Genomic DNA, 19,072 nt, shown 5'->3' on the forward strand with positions numbered 1-19,072 from the left:
TTCATCTCATCATTCACTAATATGAATCCAATATGTATATTAGTTCCACTTTATCTTTTTTATCCTATCACAAAATAAAAAAAAGAAAAATAAAAAGCCTGACATAAAATTTAATTTCATTATGTATATCTTCATTTAGATTGGACATAAATAATTATAACAACATCACCTTCGATGTTGTTGCCAACCGCGGAGAAGACTTACGTTTCCCCATAAGTTCTTCCTCCGGTTTCTCCTCTCCCTTTGCCTTCTTACTAGTACATGCTAGTATAAGAAGGGCCCTGCTATGCAGGGTTTTTTTTCTTTGTGTGCTTTTCATTTAAAAAGTGAAATGGTACAGTAAAAGAAAGAGGAGGAAAAAATATGATTCAACGCTTTATAGAACTCGGAGAAGGCTACTCTGATTTATATGAATTACTTGAAATTGCCAAAACAAATCAAGAACGTATAGCACATATGTTACAATTTGAAACGATAAAAAACGATAAAAAAGTGTGTTCGCTTGTTGTAATATTAAAACCAACTACTACTGGTGATTTCCAACCATTATACATATGTCGTGAAGGCATTCCTGTATTTGAAAATAAAAAAAGTAAACGTGTCATTTTATTTGAAGAAACGGCAGAGCAACTCGGAAAAAAAGTGGCTACTTTTACTGTAAAGCCATCTACAACTTTCCCAGAAAAAGAACTATTTTTTAATCATTTAATTGGTATTTTACGAATGAACAATTTCATTCCTCCGATGAAATAACACTTTATTTCAATTAAAAAATCCCCCGCTAAATTTAGCAGGGGATTTTTTCTATTAGCTATAATCGTATTCTTTTGCTCGATCAGGACGGGAATTTTCAAATTCCGTTTTTAAATACGGGCGATACGACTGTTCTATCTTTTTCACAAAAGGAAGTTTGTTCAATTTATGCATCATATGCTCAATTTGTTCCATGTCACAATATACTACAGCATATTTTAATCGTTTTGATATGTAATGTATGTTACCATATTTCCTTAAAATCTTGGCATGTTTCAATGAATGTAAATAAACAATCATACTTTGTCGTTGCCCGAACATAATCTTCTCCATCTTCTCCTTTTAAAAACATATATTTTATATTCTATGAAAACCAATCAGAAATTTATAACATTACAGGACAAACTCTGTATACGTTTCCTTCCAACTTCTAAAAAACGGGGTACATCACCCCGTTTTTTTACAACCACAACCTCCGCCAGTACCACAACCTCCACCACAGCCACCAGCATCAAAGAATGGATTCCCTGTTGGCACTTTAATGGAAGAAGACACTTCCGAACCGATTGCTACACTAACTTCATCTAATAACTTCTGCAAAGCAGTTTCTGCTCTTTTAAAAGCTGCAACCTTATCATGTAAGTCCACAGAACGCTTTAATTCTCTCATTTTCATCGATACGGTAGTGTAGTCAGGATGGTATTTTCCAAAACGCTGTACTTCCTCATACCGTTCTTTCATCGCTGTAAATTGCTGAATTAACGTCTGAAGTTCCATATCTTCATGTAATTCTCTATAATACTTACGATAATCTTCTGCTATATCTGAACAGATAATCGCTTTTGCAAGCTGCTCTGCCTTATCTAATATTAATACGCTTTCTAGCGTCGCTACAATCATGAGAGACACCTCCGAGTATCCATCATACCACATTTAGATTAGAACTACTAATTGAAGTGACTTACTCAAAAGAAAGATATAATGAAACTATTTTCACACTATATCCGTACACACTTATACATTAATATGTTCCGCTATATTATATTTAAGAACATCCCATTTCCCACTATTTTGTTTCACATAACTAATACACGCATTTTTTAATGGTGTCTTAAATGTAATTTCATCTGGTTCAATGGCATGTAAAATTGCTTTTATCGCGTGTGAGTGAGCAACAATAATAATACGTTTGCCAAAATGAGTTGTTGCAACATCTTCTAAAGCAGCAAAGCAACGAGCTACAATCTCTTCATCTTGCTCCATACCTTCTACTTTACCCTCAGCAATCAACTCTCTAACAGTCGCAACTGGCTTCCCTGAAGCTTCTCCAAAATTCCGTTCAACAAATCGATCATCTAATAAAATCGATTGTAATCCAGCCGCCTTTGCGATTTCATTAGCCGTTTCTTGCGCTCTAATTAACGGGCTACTTATAATGATATCCCACGTTTCTTCTTGTAAAGCAGCTGCACTTTGACTCGCTTGCTTCTTACCAACTTCATTAAGCGGAATATCTTCTCGCCCCTGAATAATTTCTTGAAAATTCCAATCAGTTTGTCCATGTCGTACTAAACAAATTTCCGTCATGCTGCAACTCCTTTTTAAATAATCAATCTCTATTGTAACAAAAGTTCTGCATGACGGACATATTTTTCACTTGCAATTAGGTTGCATTTTGTTGCTTCATATACTGAAACATATCAATCATGATCGAAGCAACAGCCAATTGATTTTGAAATTTTTCCACTTTATCTGGTATTGTTTTTTTGAAATGTTGCATCGCCGCTAACTCAAAAGCCTCTTTTTCTTCAGGATTTCGTGTTAATTTTCTATACCAGTACGGTTGCTCTCTAATATAGCGAGATAAATCCTCATCAGCCTTTATAAACTCCATAATTTCTGCTCTCATCATCTTTCCCCCCTAATCCTTTTGAAAGAAAAACGGGTTATTTTCTGAAGTACTTTGTTCTTGTTGCGTACGGTTACCTTGAAATTGCTGAATAACTTGTTGCACGCTCCCAATAGCACTCGTCACATTAGCTAAATGGTTCTGCATTTGTTCCACGTCCAACTTTTTAAAAAAAGAAAGCATTTGCCCCATCACATCAGCAGTTTTTTCCTCTTCAGTTCGATTATCTTTTTCTTTTTTATTTTCTTTTACCGAAGAAAACGCAGGCGCTCCATCCGGTCTATAAGTTGCCCATATTGGATCTTCTTCACCAAGTAAGTACCATTCTTCATAAAATTGTTGCCAAGTTTTGTGACCACTTCTAACCTCATGAACCATTTTAGGGTGATGGTTTACAAATTCTTTAAACTGTTGAACCGATGGATGTAACGGCCCTTTTGTTGTTGGCATAATCCTCACCTCTCCATGTATATCTACTATATAGTAAGAAAAAAAAGGCGCATGGTTCGCCTATTTTTAGACGATTCATGCACCTATTTTTCTGCTATTTGCATACGGTCAGATTCCCACCTACAATTCAGTGAATACGAAGTAACTAATTAGGTGATGTAACACCCCACCGCTTACAGTTTCGCTTTATTTTCGAATAAAGTTTTGTGTATAAAATTTATCGTATACACCAACACCTAATCCTGTAAATTGTTCATTTAATAAATTCTTTCTATGCCCCTCACTATTTAACCAACCTTGCACTGCCGCAATTCCATCACTATGTTGCGCCGCTATGTTCTCACCAGCAAGTTGAAATCCTACTTTCCCGCGCTGCAAACGATCTCCTAGCGTACCTAATGTAGGTGAGTCATGAGAAAAATAATTATTGTCTTTCATATCTTTACTGTGACCAACAGCAACATCTGCCGTTTCCTGATCCCATGTTAATAATGGTAATTTATGACGACTTCGAATGATATTTGTTAAATCAAAAATTTGTTGCATATTCCCATTTTCTACTTGTTTTATCTTTTCTGGAGTCAATGGTTGTTCTGCTATTAATTCACCTGAATAAACGAGCTGATACGGTCTTTGGCGTAATAAAGTTTCATCATCCATATAACGAACACCCACAAGCTCATGTGTAAATTGATCAAAATACAATTGCGCCCATCCATCTTCTACAGGTATTAACGGTTGTTCCATGACTTCGGTATCAGATAGTTCAAATTGATAACTATTTTTCCCTCTTTTTAATGAAATTTCATGCGAAAGCGGACTTTTTTTATATACTTCTTCATATTTTTCATTTATATAATAAGGTGGAACCTTAACTTGTTCACCAGCAGCGTACGCCGTTATAACTTTACGTTCAGAAACTCCGAATTGAACATACTGAGTTAAATCCTGATTGTATACCCACCATTCATATCCGTATGCAGATGGCTCTATTCGAGAGGGTTCTCCCCACTTCGCTAATAAATTTTCAGAGTCTTCACCAATCATATTTAAAACAGTGTCTGAGGAGTCTTCCTTAATTTTCTTTTTCTTTTTCACAATTTTATTTTCTTGCTTTGATTGAGATGGGGTTAATATATATTGTGAAACGAGTAATTTCCCGTATAAATCAACAGCTAAAATTAAAATTGTAATCATTACGATACGCAATAATTTCTTCAAACGATATACCTCCTGAACAAAACATAAAATTGAGATATACACAAATCCTTTTCTTTCTTTTTGTGTGTACCGTACTCTTTTCACTATATCATATTTTTGTGAAAAAAGTCTGGATTATCCCTTTTCTCTCAATATGAATTGCACTTTCTTATTATTCATACTATTATAAAAATAATGGTGTAACATTAAAAAAGGAGGTATTATATGCAATTTACAAATACGAAATTTAATGGAGCCGTCGTTGAATTAACTCTTTTAACTGAAATCATGGAAAACAACCACTTCGTACTTGCTGGACAGTGGGATTATGAACGGGTTACATACGATTATAAATTTGAAATATTAAATGATGTTTATTATTTGCGAGTGCAAGGAGTTGCTGTTGAAGGTGACATCGGCAGTAGACACGCTGAAGTAAAACTACTCCCTCCCTTATTAGGAAAACATTATTATCCTCACGGCGTTGAATATGGCGATGATGAGACTTTCCCAACGAATGTACTTCAAAAAAGTGAACAACTCCTACAAAATGTCGAAAAAGAGTTAAAAGAACTTCAAATTATTGATTAACAAAAACAAGCGCATCAATATGATGCGCTTGTTTTATTTCCCTTCCCTAAGAATGAATCGTTTTTTTTACTGGATATCCATAAATAGATCCATCTTTTACTTTAATCTCATCTTCCCAAGGAACCTTATATTTACCTTCAGCTAAATCTTTTACAAACGTATATGGGTTTTCTTTCACCCCACCAGGAGTTGCTACATATCCTCTTGAACCTAGATTATATATATTATTTTCTAATCCCCATCCTAATCTAGCCTGATCTGCTAGTTCTGGATATACTTCAGCAGTAACAATCTCCCAAGGATTTCGATGCCCCTGTACTAAAGTAGTCCCATCAAAATTACATACTTGTCCTTCACCAAAGTAATAAAATACACCATCATAACCCGCTAAGTTTACCGACAATGTATACATTAAATTCTGCCATGCATTTGAACGATTGGTTAGCATCCATTGTTCACTAACTTGTGTGCTATACCCAGAAATACGAATCAAGACATTTGCACCTTTATAGGCTGCTTCACGAGCTACTTCAGGGAACATGCCATCATGACAAATACAAACAGCTAATTTACTTCCTCCAGGTCCATCACAAACAGGTAAGCCTAAATCTCCAGCTTTCCAAGGCTCGACTGGCACCCAAGGATTTAGCTTACGATACTTCAAAATCATTTCACCTTGTGGATCAATAATAACTGCTGTATTATATGGCTCTCCACCATCAGGGTTTTTTTCCATTATTGAAAAAACACCATATACTTTAGATTCCTTACATGCCTCAGCAAATAAGTCTGTTTCTGGCCCAGGCACTGTACATAAAAATTCTTCTGTAGTCCATTTTTTTGTATTGAGCCCTTGTGTACTATATTCAGGAAATACTATCAATTCTAATCCTGGGTAACCTGATTTGGTCGAATGAATTGTTTTTATGATTTGTTGAATTTGTTTATCAATGTCTGCACGTGACTCTACTACTGGTACTGGATATTGAATTAGCGCTGTCAAAAAACCACTAATCGGCTTTACCATACTTCCACTACTACCCATTTAAATTCCCCCTTAAAATAGTTCGTATTTATTAAAGATAACAATATATATTTGTAACTCTCTAAAAAACTTGCACTACATATGGAATTATTACGTATGAAAGCTAGTAGTAAATTTTATATCCACTTTTAGTACACGCCTACACTAACTTAACATAAATAATTAGAAAATTCAATCTTTTATAAAAAGCTAAAACTAAAAAAGAAAAAGCGTATGGAATCCCATACACTTTTTTTACTTAGTTTGTAAATACGGCGGCAATTGTTGTAACTGCTCCTTATCCTTTTCACGTTCTCTACGTGCCCATCTAAAGAATACATAGCCTATAATTGTACCGTACACTATTTCCTGGACAATTTTCATTATGATACCACCAGTTTGCTGGTCTTGTACTACTGGCATCCAGTGCAAAAATTCCGGTCCCGTTATATTTAAATCTGATAAAGTGCCCGCTGGTACACATAGTTCCATCGCTTTCATCCAAGCAGCCGGATCCGTATACGTTGCAAATAACGGGGCTGTCGCAAAAATTATTAACGCACAAGCTGGCGTTAATAATATACCATTAGCAAACATGTAACCAAGTTTCTTTATATCACTTAACGTTTGATATTCTGGTAATGGATTTAACATCGGCCACCACATCATGATTGCTGTAAAAAACAATATAGCGAGACAAATAGGATGAGCAATTTGACTTTGTTTTACCGTATCAAAAACAACTGGTAAATGATAAAAAGAAAACAGGCCGTTAAATACAAACAACGCAATAAGTGGTTTAGCAAATACCTTTAATATAATTTGAACGAACTTAAAAGAAGTAATGTAACGATATAACCAAGTTGGTATACCAAGCAACAGTAACGGTGGAACTGCAATATACATGACTGCCATTTCAAACATATGAGCACTAAATATAATATGGCCAATTAAATCAATAGGCCCTCCCTTTACAAAATACAAAAGAACAATACCAGTCGTAAAATAAAAAATTTGCTTCTTACTTACCTTCGTCGCATTTTCAAATCGCATTCTATAAGGTCCAATAATTAAGAAGTACCCAATAAGAATCGAAAGCATAAATAATAAAAAAATTGGACTCCATAAAGCCTGAAAACCAAATATCCACAAGTTACTCATTTTCACACCTACCTTCGTAAGGTTATCCCATAATATGAAGAGGGAGCTGTGACAACACAAGCTCCCTTATATTTCACTTTTCAAATCCACACAATTGTCATAAAAGCTAAAATTGTAATTAACCCTATTAGCAGGCCAGAGTAAAGAAAGAAACTTGCTGCTTCATGTCCTTTATGGCTCATATGCATAAAATAATACAATTGAAAAATTACTTGTACCACTGCTAATAGTAAAATAAATGGCACAGAGAAAGTCGGACTAAAAGTTTTTGGATACGCCACTGCTACAAATGCAACTAATGTTAAAAAAATCATTAATGCAAACGTAATAACTTGATGCTTCATTTCCTCCGCACTTTTTCTCTTCCGATAAACAAGATCAACTTTAGGATTATTCGTTTGCTTTATCGCCATTGTTTATCCCACCATTCCCATTAAATATACTACAGTGAAAATAAACACCCAAACTACGTCAATAAAGTGCCAATAAATCGATGCAACATAAAACTTCGGTGCATTGTATAAATTTAGACCTCTCTTCGCATTTCTAAAGATTAATGTTAAAATCCAACACAACCCAAACAATACGTGGAGTCCATGTGTACCAACAAGAGCATAAAATGCAGAGCCAAACGCACTACTTCTCATAGTATGCTTAAATTCATGTGTATAATGGTAAAACTCATATATCTCAAACCCTAAAAATCCTAAACCTAGCAATACAGTTACTAGTAACCAAAGTTGCATTTTCTTAAAGTTAAAGTTTTTCATGTGATACATCGCATATACACTTGTTAAGCTACTCGTTAATAAAAGCATCGTCATAATGAAAACGAGTGGCATTTGGAACATTTCTTGAGATGTTGGTCCACCATTTGTAGAATTCTTTAATGCTAAATATGTTCCGAATAAGGAAGCGAACAACACTGTTTCGCCTCCAAGAAATAACCAAAAACCGACAAACTTATTTTTCCCTTCAAGGGTTGCTTTTTCAGGCTCTGCTGGAAATGTTTCATTCGTTAATTTTTCATCTACATGCATTATGCCTTGCCCCCCTTATCATCTAAATCTTCCTTATGAATATGGTATCCATGATCATCGATTACTGAACGTAGGAACATTGCGCCAAATGTAATGATTAAACCAATAATTGCTACTAATAACCAGAACTTATCTTTTCCGCCCTGCATATACATTGCACCAAATGCCGCTATAAACAATCCGAAAGAAATGACAAATGGTGAAAACGAAGGATTTGGCATATGAATATCACCAACTGGTTCCGCTGCTGTCATCTCTTTATTACCTTCACGTTTTTCAATCCAAAACGGATCTAATCCGCGAACAAATGGTAGTTGTTTAAAGTTATATTCTGGTGTCGGTGCTGGCATCGTCCATTCTAATGTACGTGCATCCCACGGATCACGACCAGCTTTTTCTTTTGATACTGTCGTTTTAATTACATTGAATAGAAGAACAATCGTCCCAAGAGCCATAAACACCGCTCCGATAGAACTAATCATATTCCCCATTTCCAACCCTTGCCCTTCAAGATATGTGTAGTAACGGCGTGGCATACCAATCAAGCCAAGGAAATGCTGAATAAAGAACGTTAAATGGAAACCGATAAAGAATAGCCAAAACGTTATCTTTCCTAATGTTTCATTTAATACTTTATTAAACATCAGTGGCCAATAATAATGAGCTCCTGCAAGTAAACCAAATACAACACCGCCAACGATTACATAATGAAAATGTGCTACTACGAAATAATTATCATGAAATTGATAATCAGCTGGTGCAGATGCTAGCATAACCCCTGTAACTCCACCCATGACGAATGATGGAATGAAAGCTACTGCCCACATCATCGGTGTCGTAAAACGAATATTTCCGCCCCACATTGTAAAGAGCCAGTTGAATATTTTGATACCAGTCGGAACCGCAATCGCCATTGTTGCAACTGAGAAAATAGCATTAGCAACTGGACCAAGTCCAACAGTAAACATATGATGCGCCCATACCATAAATCCTAAAAATCCAATTAATACAGTCGCAAACACCATCGATGAATAACCAAACAATCGTTTTTTCGAAAATGTCGCGAAGATTTCTGAGAATATTCCGAAAGCTGGGAGTATAAGAATGTATACTTCTGGATGACCGAAAATCCAGAATAAATGCTCCCATATAATTGTATTCCCACCCAATGCTGGATTAAAGAAACTTGTTCCAAATAAACGATCTAACATTAAAAGTCCTAATCCTACAGTTAACGGTGGAAAAGCGAATAATATAAGCGAAGATGTTACAAATGTCGTCCATGTAAACATCGGCATACGCATATACGTCATTCCTGGCGCACGCATATTAATAATGGTGACAAGGAAGTTAATCCCTCCAATTAATGTACCAATACCTGAGATTTGCAAACCGAGTACATAGAAATCAACACCATGACCTTTAGAGGCTAAAGCTAAAGATGCATAAGATGTCCATCCTGCATCAGGTGCTCCACCTAAAAACCAACTTAAATTTAAAAATACTCCACCAAAGAAAAATAACCAAAATCCGAGTGAATTCAAAAACGGGAACGCTACATCACGTGCACCAATTTGAAGTGGTACAGCGGCGTTCATAAATGCAAACACGAGTGGCATAGCTGCGAGGAAAATCATTGTTGTACCGTGCATCGTTAATACTTGATTATAAGCATCCCCAACAAGAAAAGCGTTGTTAGGAATCGCTAATTGAAGGCGAATAAATAGAGCTTCTATTCCGCCTATTACAAAAAACAATCCACCTGCAATTAAATAGAGAATGGCAATCTTTTTATGGTCTACTGTCGTTAAATAATCCCATATGACAGCACCCATCCCCTGTTTTTTTGCTACAGAACTCACGTTTTCAACCTCCCCTTCGCGAATAATCCCTCTTTACTTTTCAACTTTTAACGTTTGTAAGTATGCATTTAATGCATCAATTTGATCATCCGTTAAGTTGCCATATTTGCCAGTCATTTTGTTTCCTGGCTTCATATTTTCAGGATCTTTCAGCCATTTTTTTAAGTTTTCTTCATTGTTTTCGGCAATACCGGCAACCATATCGCGATCCGCAAAGTTTGCTAAGTTTGGTGCGATACGAGCGGAAGGTGGTCTACTATCATTAGATCCAACTGCGTGACAACCAATACAGCTTTTATTAAATATTTCTTGGCCCTCTTGCGCCTTTGTTGAAGCTACTTCTTTCTTCCCATCAATCTTCTTCATATCAGCAAGCCAATTTTTGTACTCGCTTTCATCTAAAGCTTTCACTTTAAATTGCATTAAAGAATGTGATGGGCCGCAAAATTCTGTACAAAAACCATTATAAGTGCCCGATTTATCTGCCTTTAACCACATTTTGTTCACATTGTCTGTATTTGTATCCATTTTCCCAGCTAAAGATGGAACCCAAAATGAGTGTTTAATATCGGCACCCTTCAAATTTAAATACACTTTCTTACCTGTGGGGATGACTAAATCTTGCGAAGTTACTATCTTTTCTGATTTATAAGAAAATTCCCACCAATAAAGATTCGCTGTTACATCAACAACGATAGTATCTTTATCAATATTCTTTTTCTCCATCGCACTTACATCAGCAAGTTTGAATGTATATGTAACCGTTGGAACAGCTAAGATTAGTAAAAGAATAATCGGAATAACTGTCCATATAATTTCTAGCTTGTGATTTCCTTCAACTTGCTCTGGAATATAATCTTCCTGACCTTTCTTTTGTCGGAAACGCACAATTACATACAAGAAAATAATAGTAACTACTAGTACTACTCCTACCATAATTGCACTTGCCAGTAGAAGTAAATCATATTGCATTTTTGCTACTTCTCCTTGCGGAATTAAAGTAGATTGAAAGGCTTTACCGCATCCCCCTAACAGTAAAGCCAGCAGTGAAACGAACGAAAGCAGTCGCCACTGTTTCTTCATACAAACAACCCCCACTTTCCTTGTGAATTAGATTGTACTTTATAGTTAAGTAAAGTAAATCTCAACGTAAAGAAATCCAATTATGTCGTTGTCTTAGAAGAATGTAACTACAATCATTGATACAAATAAGATTGTTAAATAATTTAGGGAATAAACAAACATTTGCACAGACCATTTTATGTCATCTTTCTTACGGAATCCATAAAATCCTAAAGCGATCCATCCGATGTTAAGCAGTGTTGCAATTACCATAAATGTTATCCCTAGTCCACTCATATAAAATGGTAGTGGTAATAAACATACTGTCCAAATCATAATTTGGCGTTTCGTAATTTCAAATCCATGAACTACAGGAAGCATTGGAATTCCTGCATTTCGATATTCATCAACACGTTTCATCGCTAATGCAAGGAAATGTGGGATTTGCCAAATAAACATAATTAAAAATAACATCCAAGCAATTGGATGACCTAAAGATGGATCAATTGCTGCCCATCCAATTAAAGGTGGAACTGCACCAGATATACTACCTACAACAGTATTTAGTGTATACTTTCTCTTTGTCCATAAACTATATAGAACAACATATGTGAAAGCACCAATAAATCCCATTAAGACTGCCATTGGTGTTGTTAATAATAAAAATACAAAACCAAGAAGTAATATGACTAGTCCAAATGTAAGTGCAAATCCTGGTTTATACTTTCCAGTAACCGTTGGACGGGTCTTTGTTCTTTCCATTAATGGATCGATGTCTCGATCAATGTAGTTGTTTAAACAACATACCCCTGCCATAACTAATCCAGAACCAACGATTGTAAAGAATAACTTATCCAGATTGTCCATTACACTTAATCCATTAAAGTGTAATGCCAACCAAAATCCTGTAAATACAGTAAGTGTATTTGAGTTTACAATCCCCATTTTAACGAGTGCTTTTAAATCTTGTATCCGAGTTGTTTCCGGTACACTTGTAACAGCGGACTCATCATGCAGCTCACTTGTTGCATGGTTCATCACTCTAACCCCCTCTTAAAACTTTCATCTTTCTTTTTGCGCCTATTTCAAATGAAATAATTCGCTTCTATATAGCAATATTATTACAGTAGAAACATTGTTAACCCATTCTACTACTAATCTACGCCCATACTCCAATATATTAAATCATATTTCCCGAACATTTTGTGAAGAAAACATGAACTTTTTGTGTCGAATATAAAAAAACTTCATTCTGACTTGTCCTTATCATAACATGATGTTACCTTCTATAATAAACTATTTTATCCTATTTAACACGTATTCTCCCCATTTCTTTTCAAAATAGCCTATTTTTCACCTAAATTTTTCCTTAGAAACCCTGTTTTTACACCTATTTTCTCCCCCTTTCCTTTCCCCTCCATTTCTTTGCTATTTTATTATTTTTTATATATCATAGGAACTAGCGCGTTTTATTCTATACATAATGGAATGAAAATATTTCGCAATAACTTCATAGCAGAAAGATGGTGAAAGAGATTGCAACGCTTTATTAAATGGTTAGCAGTCATTACAAGCCTTGATTTATTAATAGTTTTATTAGGAGGCGCTTTAGTTACAAAAACAGGTTCTGGTCAAGGTTGTGGTAAATCATGGCCACTTTGTAACGGTGAATTTGTTCCATCTAATTTATCAATGGAAACTATTATTGAACTTAGCCACCGATTAACATCAGGATCAGCTGGAATTCTTGTCACTCTCCTTTGTATTTTGTCCTGGAAATATTATAAACATGTGCGTGAAACAAAAACGTTAGCAATTTTATCCTTCGTATTTTTAGTTGCACAAGCATTAATGGGAGCAGCAGCAGTTGTTTGGGGACAAATGCCAGCTGTACTTGCTATCCATTTCGGTATTTCCTTAATTTCATTTGCTTCTGTCATTTTATTAACGTGTCTTATCTTTGAAATTGACCAAAAATTTGATGCACGTTCTCTTATTATGGACAAAAAAATGAAATTTCATATTTATGGTGTAACAATTTACAGTTATATCGTCGTCTACACAGGTGCTTTAGTACGTCACGAAAGAGCTAGCTTAGCCTGTCCAGACTTTCCTTTATGTAGCAAAAACAGACCTATGCCAACTCAACTACATGAATGGGTTCAAATGGGCCATAGAGTTGCAGCAATGTTAATTTTCGCTTGGATACTTTACGCGATGATTCTTGCTATTCGTCATTACAAACAGCAACCTGTAGTATATTGGGGATGGATCATTTCATTTATCCTTGTTACACTTCAAGCTGTAGTAGGAATTTTAGTTGTATTTACAAACGCTAGTTTAGCAATGGCATTGTTACATTCTCTATTCATTTCTTGCTTGTTTGCCGTACTATGCTATTTAGTTATGTTAGGAACAAGAAGTAAAGTGAATGCAAAAGAAGCCGGATCAACTTCTAAACAAACAAAATAATTTAAAACTAAAATCCCTTGCCAATTCGGCAAGGGATTTTTTGCAATAAAGAAAAGAGCTGTATTTACACAGCTCTTTTTTTATTTTAGTGATCTAATTCAATAAGTAAATCACCCGTTTGAATTGCATCACCATCGTTAACATATACTTTTTTCACTTTACCATTGAACGGCGCTTGAACTGTCGTTTCCATTTTCATCGCTTCTGTAATTGCCATAGAATCGCCTTTTTTCACTTCATCGCCTTCTTTTACAACTACTTTAATTACCGTTCCTGGCATTGTTGCACTAATGTGATTTGGATTTTCACGGTTTCCTTTCACACGTTGTGCAACTGTTGCTTTCACACTCTCGTCTTTCACGACAATTTCACGTGGTTGACCATTAAATTCCAAGTAAAGGACACGATTTCCATCCGGCTGTGGTTCTCCAATTGATACAAGTTTAACCATCAATGTCTTACCTTGTTCAATTTCCACATCAATTTCTTCACCTAGCCTCATACCATAGAAGAATGTCGGTGTATCAAGTACAGATACATTTCCATAAAGCTCAGCAACTTTTTCATAGTCCATAAATACTTTTGGATATAATGCATATGCAACTACATCAAAAATTGTTACTTCGCGTCCAAGTTTATGGAATAATTCTTCTTTTAACGCGTCGAAATCTACTGGCTCTAGTAGTTCACCTGGTCTTACTGTTAACGGCTCTTTCCCTTTTAAAATAATCTTTTGCAATTCTTTCGGGAAACCACCGTACGGTTGACCTAAATCACCAGAGAACATTTCAACAACAGATCCAGGGAAGTCCAAAGCATGTCCACGCTCTAAAACATCTTGTTCTGTCAGGTGGTTTTGAACCATAAATAACGCCATATCGCCAACAACTTTTGATGACGGTGTTACTTTTACAATATCTCCAAACATGTCATTCACACGACGGTACATTACTTTCACTTCATCAAAGCGATCTCCTAAACCAACCGCCTTCGCTTGTTGCTGAAGATTACTATACTGTCCACCTGGCATTTCATGCATATATACCTCTGTGTGAGGTGCATTCATACCACTTTCAAACGGTGCATAGTATTTGCGTACATCTTCCCAATAATGAGATAGCTTTTCTAAAGAATCGATATTAACATCTGGTTGTCTTTCATTTCCACCTAGTGCATAGAATAATGTGTTCGCACTCGGTTGTGACGTTTGACCAGCCATAGAACTCACTGCTACATCGACAATATCAACCCCTGCTTCAATTGCCTTCGTATACGTTAATATACCATTTCCACTCGTATCGTGCGTATGCAGGTGAATCGGAATCGATACCGTCTCTTTTAATGCTGAAACTAAATCATATGCTGCGTTTGGTTTTAGTAAGCCAGCCATATCTTTAATACCTAAAATGTGAGCTCCCGATGCTTCCAACTCTTTTGCTAAGTTTTTATAATAATTCAAATCATATTTACTACGTAATGGATCATGAATATCTCCTGTATAGCACATTGTTGCTTCTGCAATTTTACCAGTATCTCGTACAGCATCAATTGCAACTCTCATACCTTCTACCCAGTTTAAACTATCAAAAATACGGAACACATCAATGCCTGCTTGAGCAGAACACTCCACAAATTTTTGAATTAAATTATCTGGATAGTTTTTGTAGCCAACTGCGTTTGACGAACGTAGTAACATTTGGAATAAAACGTTCGGCATTTTTTCACGAAGATCTAGTAATCGTTCCCATGGATCTTCTTTTAAGAAACGATACGCGACATCAAACGTTGCACCGCCCCACATTTCAGCTGAGAATAGGTTTGGTAACATTCTCGCTGTTGGCTCTGCAATTTGATGTAAATCTTTTGTACGAATACGAGTTGCAAGTAATGACTGATGTGCATCACGGAATGTTGTATCCGTTAAAAGTACACGGTTTTGATCCTGTACCCATTTTACTAATCCATCTGCTCCACGCTCGTCCAAAATTTGTTTCGTTCCATTTTGGATTGGCTCTGAATGTTTTAAACATGGAATACGAGCATCTGGGAATATTGGCTTTTCTTTTTTCCCTACTCCTGGGAAGCCATTTACTGTTACTGAACCAATATAATTTAACATTTTCGTTCCGCGGTCTTTACGTTTCGGGAACAAGAATAGTTCAGGTGACACATCAATAAACGAAGTATCATATTCTCCTGATAAGAAGTTTTTATGTTTTACTACATTCTCTAGGAATGGAATATTTGTTTTAATACCACGAATACGGAATTCTTTTAAGTTACGTTCCATTTTTGCAGCAGCTTGCTCAAAAGTAAGTGCCCAAGTTGTAACTTTTACAAGTAAAGAATCGTAGTATGGTGTAATAACTGCACCTTGGAAGCTATTTCCTGTATCAAGACGCACACCAAAACCACCGCCTGATCGATACGCCATAATTTTTCCTGTATCCGGCATAAAATTATTTAGTGGGTCTTCAGTTGTTACCCGAGATTGGATTGCAAATCCGTGTACAACCACTTCCTCTTGCTTCGGAACACCTACTATTTTACTATGTAATGCATGTCCATCAGCTATTAAAATTTGTGATTGAACGATATCCACTCCTGTGATCATCTCTGTAATCGTATGTTCTACTTGAACACGTGGATTTACTTCAATAAAGTAAAACTCATCATCTTTTACAAGGAATTCTACTGTCCCTGCATTTAAATAGTTTACATTTTTTGTTAACTTCACAGCAGCATCACAAATACGCTGACGCAGATCATCTGAAAGTGATACACTCGGTGCTATTTCTACAACTTTTTGATGACGACGTTGTACAGAACAGTCACGCTCGTATAAATGAACAACATTGCCTTCTTCATCTGCTAAAATTTGTACTTCTATATGTTTAGGTTTTTCAACGAATTTTTCGACGTAAACTTCATCATTACCAAAGGCTGCTTTCGCTTCTGATTTTGCTCGATTATATGATTCTCCTAATTCCTCACTAGTACGCACAATACGCATACCACGACCGCCACCACCAAGGGACGCTTTAATAATAATCGGGTAATCATACTTTTCAGCAAATTTTTCGACTTCTTCTAATGAATCTACTGGACCATCACTACCAGGTATAACTGGAATTTGTGCTAGCTGCGCTTGTGTTCTTGCTTTCACTTTATCTCCAAACATATCTAAATGCTTACTTTTCGGACCGATAAAGATAATTCCTTCTTCTTCGCAACGTTTCGCGAATTGAATATTTTCTGACAAGAAACCATATCCAGGGTGGATTGCATCTACATGATTACTTTTTGCAATCTCAATAATGCCTTCAATATCTAGATAAGCATCAATTGGTTTTTTTCCTTCCCCAACTAAATAGGACTCATCGGCTTTATAGCGATGATAAGAACCACTATCCTCTTTCGAATAGATTGCAACTGTTTTTAATCCAAGTTCCGAACAAGCTCGAAACACACGAATTGCAATCTCTCCACGGTTAGCTACCAATACTTTTTGAATACGTTGCAGCTTTGTCATGATTTTCCCCCTCTACTTTCCTACCACTCTAGAGATAAAATATATACACACCTTAAAAAGCGTGAAGTTCTTCACTTTCCACATTATATTATACTTAGAAAGCTTCACTTTATTTTTATCCATCATACCTTATTTTTTAACAAATGATAAGTTTTCTGTGCAATTTGTTTCACAAAAATAGTATAGCATACCTCTTCCTTTTCTAACAACTTAATTGTATATCACATTTAAACAAATGTGATATATCTTTTAACTGAAAGAGAAATTAATACATCATATTTAAAACTACTTGAAAATAAAAAACACATCATGCTCTAAAGCACGATGTGTTTTTTATTTTACAACTACAAGATGTGGTCCATTTTGTTCTCTTTCTTTTATTACCTCATTCTGCTGTTTTTCTTCTCGTTTTACATGACTAGCAATATTAAGTAGTATTCCCATCGCAAGTAGATTAGCTAATAAAGAACTACCACCGTAGCTGACAAACGGTAATGGTACTCCTGTAAGTGGTATTACTCCAGACATACCACCAACATTAATAAACGTTTGAACTCCAAACAAGCTTGCAATTCCGATAGCTATTAAACTTCCAAATGGATCAGTACATTTTTGTGCAACTCTAAATGACCGAATAATAATAAGTAATAAACAGATTAAAATGATAGCTACACCTATAAAACCAAGTTCTTCAGATATAATTGCCATTATAAAATCCGTTTGCGGTTCTGGTAAATAACCATATTTTTGTACACTATTCCCTAACCCTCTACCATTAAGCCCTCCAGAAGCAATTCCAATAAATGAATTCACTAATTGAAACCCATCCTTTTGAGGATCATTAAACGGATCAAGGAAAACAGAAAAACGCGCCTTTTGATATGGATTTAATGCATAATTACCAAGAAGATATAGTGCCGGAATCCATACTATAGAAGTTAAAGCAATTCGTTTAATCCATAAGTTAACCTGTACTCCCGAACAAAGAAACATAATTCCTACTGTTCCTGCAATTAACAAATCAGTACCTAAATCATTTTGCTTTAATATTAAAAACATGATTATACCAACACCAATAAGTACTGGACCTGACCCTTTGGAAACAGGTGTATTCGTTTCTTGTCTTTTGGCAAAGAAATGAGCTAAGACAAGAATAACTGTTATCTTAACAAATTCTGCAGGCTGTATTCCAAATATCCAGCCGTTTGCACCGTTTACTTTCTTAGTGAAAAAGGCAGCTGCAGCTAATAAGGCAACACTAGCACCGTAACTCCCCAACAAAAAAATTCGTTTTCTCCAAACTTTATATGGGATAGTAGCAATAATTATTAATACTATTGTCCCAACAACTAAAGTAATTAATTGTCTTTTAAAAAAGAAATTTGCTGGTTTATCAAATCTCGAAATCGCAACAATGGAACTAGAACTATATACCATTATTACTCCCAGCACACATAAGATAACAAGAGGAAGTAACAATGAATAATCCATTGATTTCCATACTTTTTTCATTTCATTTCCTCTTTCTGTTTCAATTTAATTATTGTTGTATTCCATATGTACATTGATTCTTCCTGCTTTATTATACAAATAAAAAGCCCAAACTAATTTAGTTTGAGCCCCCTTATTTGAACCCGTTATTGTTGTTTGTTTGTAAACGCTTCATGAAGTGCAGATAACTCACGTTCGAGCTCACCTAACATTGCTTTCCCTTGTTCTTCTGCAATAAGACCAAGGCGAACTGCAAAATCGACCTCGCGGGATAGTCCAAACATTTGTGTGTCTAACACTTCTTCATATAATGGACATTGCGGCATTGTAAGATGGTCCATTTGCACCTTAATAAGTCTTAAAATCTTCTCTGCATCCGCTTGTAGAAGGGCTAGTGCCTTTTCCTGATGATTTGCTACTGTCTCAGACGCCAAATTGATTCCCTCCGTTTCCGTCCTACTCTCCTCTATCCTATCTATTAATATTAGCGATAGTTTTAATAAATTGCAATAGAAACATTTTTTG

Annotated in this window: 19 protein-coding genes; 3 read left to right on the plus strand and 16 right to left on the minus strand. The window is 35.6% G+C overall.

From position 1 onward, the window contains the following. The first annotated feature begins 363 nt into the window (after positions 1-363). Positions 364-753 carry a DUF7147 family protein gene (locus tag QCI81_RS06615; RefSeq protein ID WP_000616017.1) on the plus strand — a complete coding sequence of 130 codons (390 nt, stop codon included), beginning with the start codon at positions 364-366 and terminating at the stop codon, positions 751-753. Positions 754-807: 54 nt separating this feature from the next. Here QCI81_RS06615 and QCI81_RS06620 read toward each other — a convergent pair whose 3' ends face one another. The 6 genes from QCI81_RS06620 to QCI81_RS06645 all read right to left on the minus strand — a co-directional run bounded on the left by QCI81_RS06620 (position 808) and on the right by QCI81_RS06645 (position 4,333). Further along, on the minus strand, positions 808-1,074 hold the full coding sequence (locus QCI81_RS06620; protein ID WP_002082261.1) for a YlbG family protein: 267 nt from the start codon (positions 1,072-1,074) through the stop codon (positions 808-810). Between the two features lie 126 nt (positions 1,075-1,200). Then, positions 1,201-1,653, minus strand: coding sequence for a YlbF/YmcA family competence regulator (locus tag QCI81_RS06625; RefSeq protein ID WP_000634366.1), 453 nt, complete (start codon positions 1,651-1,653; stop codon positions 1,201-1,203). Positions 1,654-1,767: 114 nt separating this feature from the next. Further along, positions 1,768-2,340, minus strand: a complete 573-nt coding sequence (locus QCI81_RS06630) for a histidine phosphatase family protein (RefSeq protein ID WP_000134944.1) — start codon at positions 2,338-2,340, stop codon at positions 1,768-1,770. Between the two features lie 76 nt (positions 2,341-2,416). Continuing rightward, entirely contained in the window at positions 2,417-2,662 is a 246-nt protein-coding gene (locus QCI81_RS06635) for a YlbE-like family protein (RefSeq protein WP_001200990.1), read from the minus strand. A gap of 12 nt (positions 2,663-2,674) precedes the next feature. Next, positions 2,675-3,112, minus strand: coding sequence for a YlbD family protein (locus tag QCI81_RS06640; protein WP_001143346.1), 438 nt, complete (start codon positions 3,110-3,112; stop codon positions 2,675-2,677). Between the two features lie 186 nt (positions 3,113-3,298). Continuing rightward, positions 3,299-4,333 carry a CAP domain-containing protein gene (locus tag QCI81_RS06645; protein WP_353810644.1) on the minus strand — a complete coding sequence of 345 codons (1,035 nt, stop codon included), beginning with the start codon at positions 4,331-4,333 and terminating at the stop codon, positions 3,299-3,301. Positions 4,334-4,537: 204 nt separating this feature from the next. On the opposite strand from QCI81_RS06645, the gene QCI81_RS06650 reads away from it, so the two are divergent. Beyond that, on the plus strand, positions 4,538-4,903 hold the full coding sequence (locus tag QCI81_RS06650) for a YugN family protein (protein WP_001160949.1): 366 nt from the start codon (positions 4,538-4,540) through the stop codon (positions 4,901-4,903). A 46-nt stretch (positions 4,904-4,949) separates the two neighbouring features. Here QCI81_RS06650 and QCI81_RS06655 read toward each other — a convergent pair whose 3' ends face one another. From QCI81_RS06655 to ctaB, 7 genes are all read right to left on the minus strand, one after another. Next, entirely contained in the window at positions 4,950-5,948 is a 999-nt protein-coding gene (locus QCI81_RS06655; RefSeq protein ID WP_000535802.1) for a formamidase, read from the minus strand. A gap of 234 nt (positions 5,949-6,182) precedes the next feature. Then, positions 6,183-7,088 (minus strand): cytochrome c oxidase assembly factor CtaG, encoded by a 906-nt coding sequence (gene ctaG / locus QCI81_RS06660; RefSeq protein WP_000069031.1) that lies wholly within the window; start codon positions 7,086-7,088, stop codon positions 6,183-6,185. A gap of 80 nt (positions 7,089-7,168) precedes the next feature. Continuing rightward, positions 7,169-7,501, minus strand: a complete 333-nt coding sequence (gene ctaF, locus QCI81_RS06665; protein WP_000985703.1) for a cytochrome c oxidase subunit IVB — start codon at positions 7,499-7,501, stop codon at positions 7,169-7,171. 3 nt (positions 7,502-7,504) lie between these two features. Continuing rightward, positions 7,505-8,128 carry a cytochrome c oxidase subunit III gene (ctaE, locus tag QCI81_RS06670; protein ID WP_000557861.1) on the minus strand — a complete coding sequence of 208 codons (624 nt, stop codon included), beginning with the start codon at positions 8,126-8,128 and terminating at the stop codon, positions 7,505-7,507. Then, a complete protein-coding gene (gene ctaD, locus QCI81_RS06675; RefSeq protein ID WP_153596374.1) occupies positions 8,128-9,963 on the minus strand; it encodes a cytochrome c oxidase subunit I in 1,836 nt (611 codons plus the stop codon). Before ctaD ends, ctaE begins: the two co-directional genes overlap by 1 nt. 60 nt (positions 9,964-10,023) lie before the next feature. Further along, a complete protein-coding gene (gene coxB / locus QCI81_RS06680) occupies positions 10,024-11,073 on the minus strand; it encodes a cytochrome c oxidase subunit II (protein WP_000745273.1) in 1,050 nt (349 codons plus the stop codon). 93 nt (positions 11,074-11,166) lie between these two features. Next, positions 11,167-12,090 (minus strand): protoheme IX farnesyltransferase, encoded by a 924-nt coding sequence (ctaB, locus tag QCI81_RS06685; protein WP_001015053.1) that lies wholly within the window; start codon positions 12,088-12,090, stop codon positions 11,167-11,169. Positions 12,091-12,588: 498 nt separating this feature from the next. Here ctaB and ctaA point away from each other — a divergent pair, with 498 nt between their 5' ends. Then, positions 12,589-13,524, plus strand: coding sequence for a heme A synthase (gene ctaA / locus QCI81_RS06690; protein ID WP_001188740.1), 936 nt, complete (start codon positions 12,589-12,591; stop codon positions 13,522-13,524). Between the two features lie 85 nt (positions 13,525-13,609). Here ctaA and pyc read toward each other — a convergent pair whose 3' ends face one another. The 3 genes from pyc to QCI81_RS06705 form a co-directional block, all read right to left on the minus strand. Next, positions 13,610-17,056 carry a pyruvate carboxylase gene (gene pyc, locus QCI81_RS06695; protein WP_000164055.1) on the minus strand — a complete coding sequence of 1,149 codons (3,447 nt, stop codon included), beginning with the start codon at positions 17,054-17,056 and terminating at the stop codon, positions 13,610-13,612. Positions 17,057-17,389: 333 nt separating this feature from the next. Next, positions 17,390-18,568: an FtsW/RodA/SpoVE family cell cycle protein gene (locus QCI81_RS06700; protein WP_071729772.1), complete on the minus strand. Its 1,179-nt coding sequence runs from the start codon at positions 18,566-18,568 to the stop codon at positions 17,390-17,392. Between the two features lie 125 nt (positions 18,569-18,693). Then, a complete protein-coding gene (locus QCI81_RS06705) occupies positions 18,694-18,981 on the minus strand; it encodes an Fpa/YlaN family protein (protein WP_000135694.1) in 288 nt (95 codons plus the stop codon). Between the last annotated feature and the right edge of the window lie 91 nt (positions 18,982-19,072).

It is taken from the genome of Bacillus cereus group sp. MG20, from assembly GCF_040459885.1.
Classification (GTDB): domain Bacteria; phylum Bacillota; class Bacilli; order Bacillales; family Bacillaceae_G; genus Bacillus_A; species Bacillus_A cereus.

Bases quoted from the DNA above. Each gene is read 5' to 3' on its own strand.
- ctaE (WP_000557861.1), bottom strand. From the start codon at position 8,128: ATGCATGTAGATGAAAAATTAACGAATGAAACATTTCCAGCAGAGCCT.
- QCI81_RS06620 (WP_002082261.1), bottom strand. From the start codon at position 1,074: ATGTTCGGGCAACGACAAAGTATGATTGTTTATTTACATTCATTGAAA.
- ctaD (WP_153596374.1), bottom strand. From the start codon at position 9,963: ATGGGTGCTGTCATATGGGATTATTTAACGACAGTAGACCATAAAAAG.
- QCI81_RS06615 (WP_000616017.1), top strand. From the start codon at position 364: ATGATTCAACGCTTTATAGAACTCGGAGAAGGCTACTCTGATTTATAT.
- QCI81_RS06650 (WP_001160949.1), top strand. From the start codon at position 4,538: ATGCAATTTACAAATACGAAATTTAATGGAGCCGTCGTTGAATTAACT.
- coxB (WP_000745273.1), bottom strand. From the start codon at position 11,073: ATGAAGAAACAGTGGCGACTGCTTTCGTTCGTTTCACTGCTGGCTTTA.
- ctaF (WP_000985703.1), bottom strand. From the start codon at position 7,501: ATGGCGATAAAGCAAACGAATAATCCTAAAGTTGATCTTGTTTATCGG.
- QCI81_RS06625 (WP_000634366.1), bottom strand. From the start codon at position 1,653: ATGATTGTAGCGACGCTAGAAAGCGTATTAATATTAGATAAGGCAGAG.
- QCI81_RS06655 (WP_000535802.1), bottom strand. From the start codon at position 5,948: ATGGGTAGTAGTGGAAGTATGGTAAAGCCGATTAGTGGTTTTTTGACA.
- QCI81_RS06635 (WP_001200990.1), bottom strand. From the start codon at position 2,662: ATGAGAGCAGAAATTATGGAGTTTATAAAGGCTGATGAGGATTTATCT.
- QCI81_RS06630 (WP_000134944.1), bottom strand. From the start codon at position 2,340: ATGACGGAAATTTGTTTAGTACGACATGGACAAACTGATTGGAATTTT.
- ctaG (WP_000069031.1), bottom strand. From the start codon at position 7,088: ATGAGTAACTTGTGGATATTTGGTTTTCAGGCTTTATGGAGTCCAATT.
- QCI81_RS06700 (WP_071729772.1), bottom strand. From the start codon at position 18,568: ATGAAAAAAGTATGGAAATCAATGGATTATTCATTGTTACTTCCTCTT.
- QCI81_RS06640 (WP_001143346.1), bottom strand. From the start codon at position 3,112: ATGCCAACAACAAAAGGGCCGTTACATCCATCGGTTCAACAGTTTAAA.
- ctaB (WP_001015053.1), bottom strand. From the start codon at position 12,090: ATGAACCATGCAACAAGTGAGCTGCATGATGAGTCCGCTGTTACAAGT.
- pyc (WP_000164055.1), bottom strand. From the start codon at position 17,056: ATGACAAAGCTGCAACGTATTCAAAAAGTATTGGTAGCTAACCGTGGA.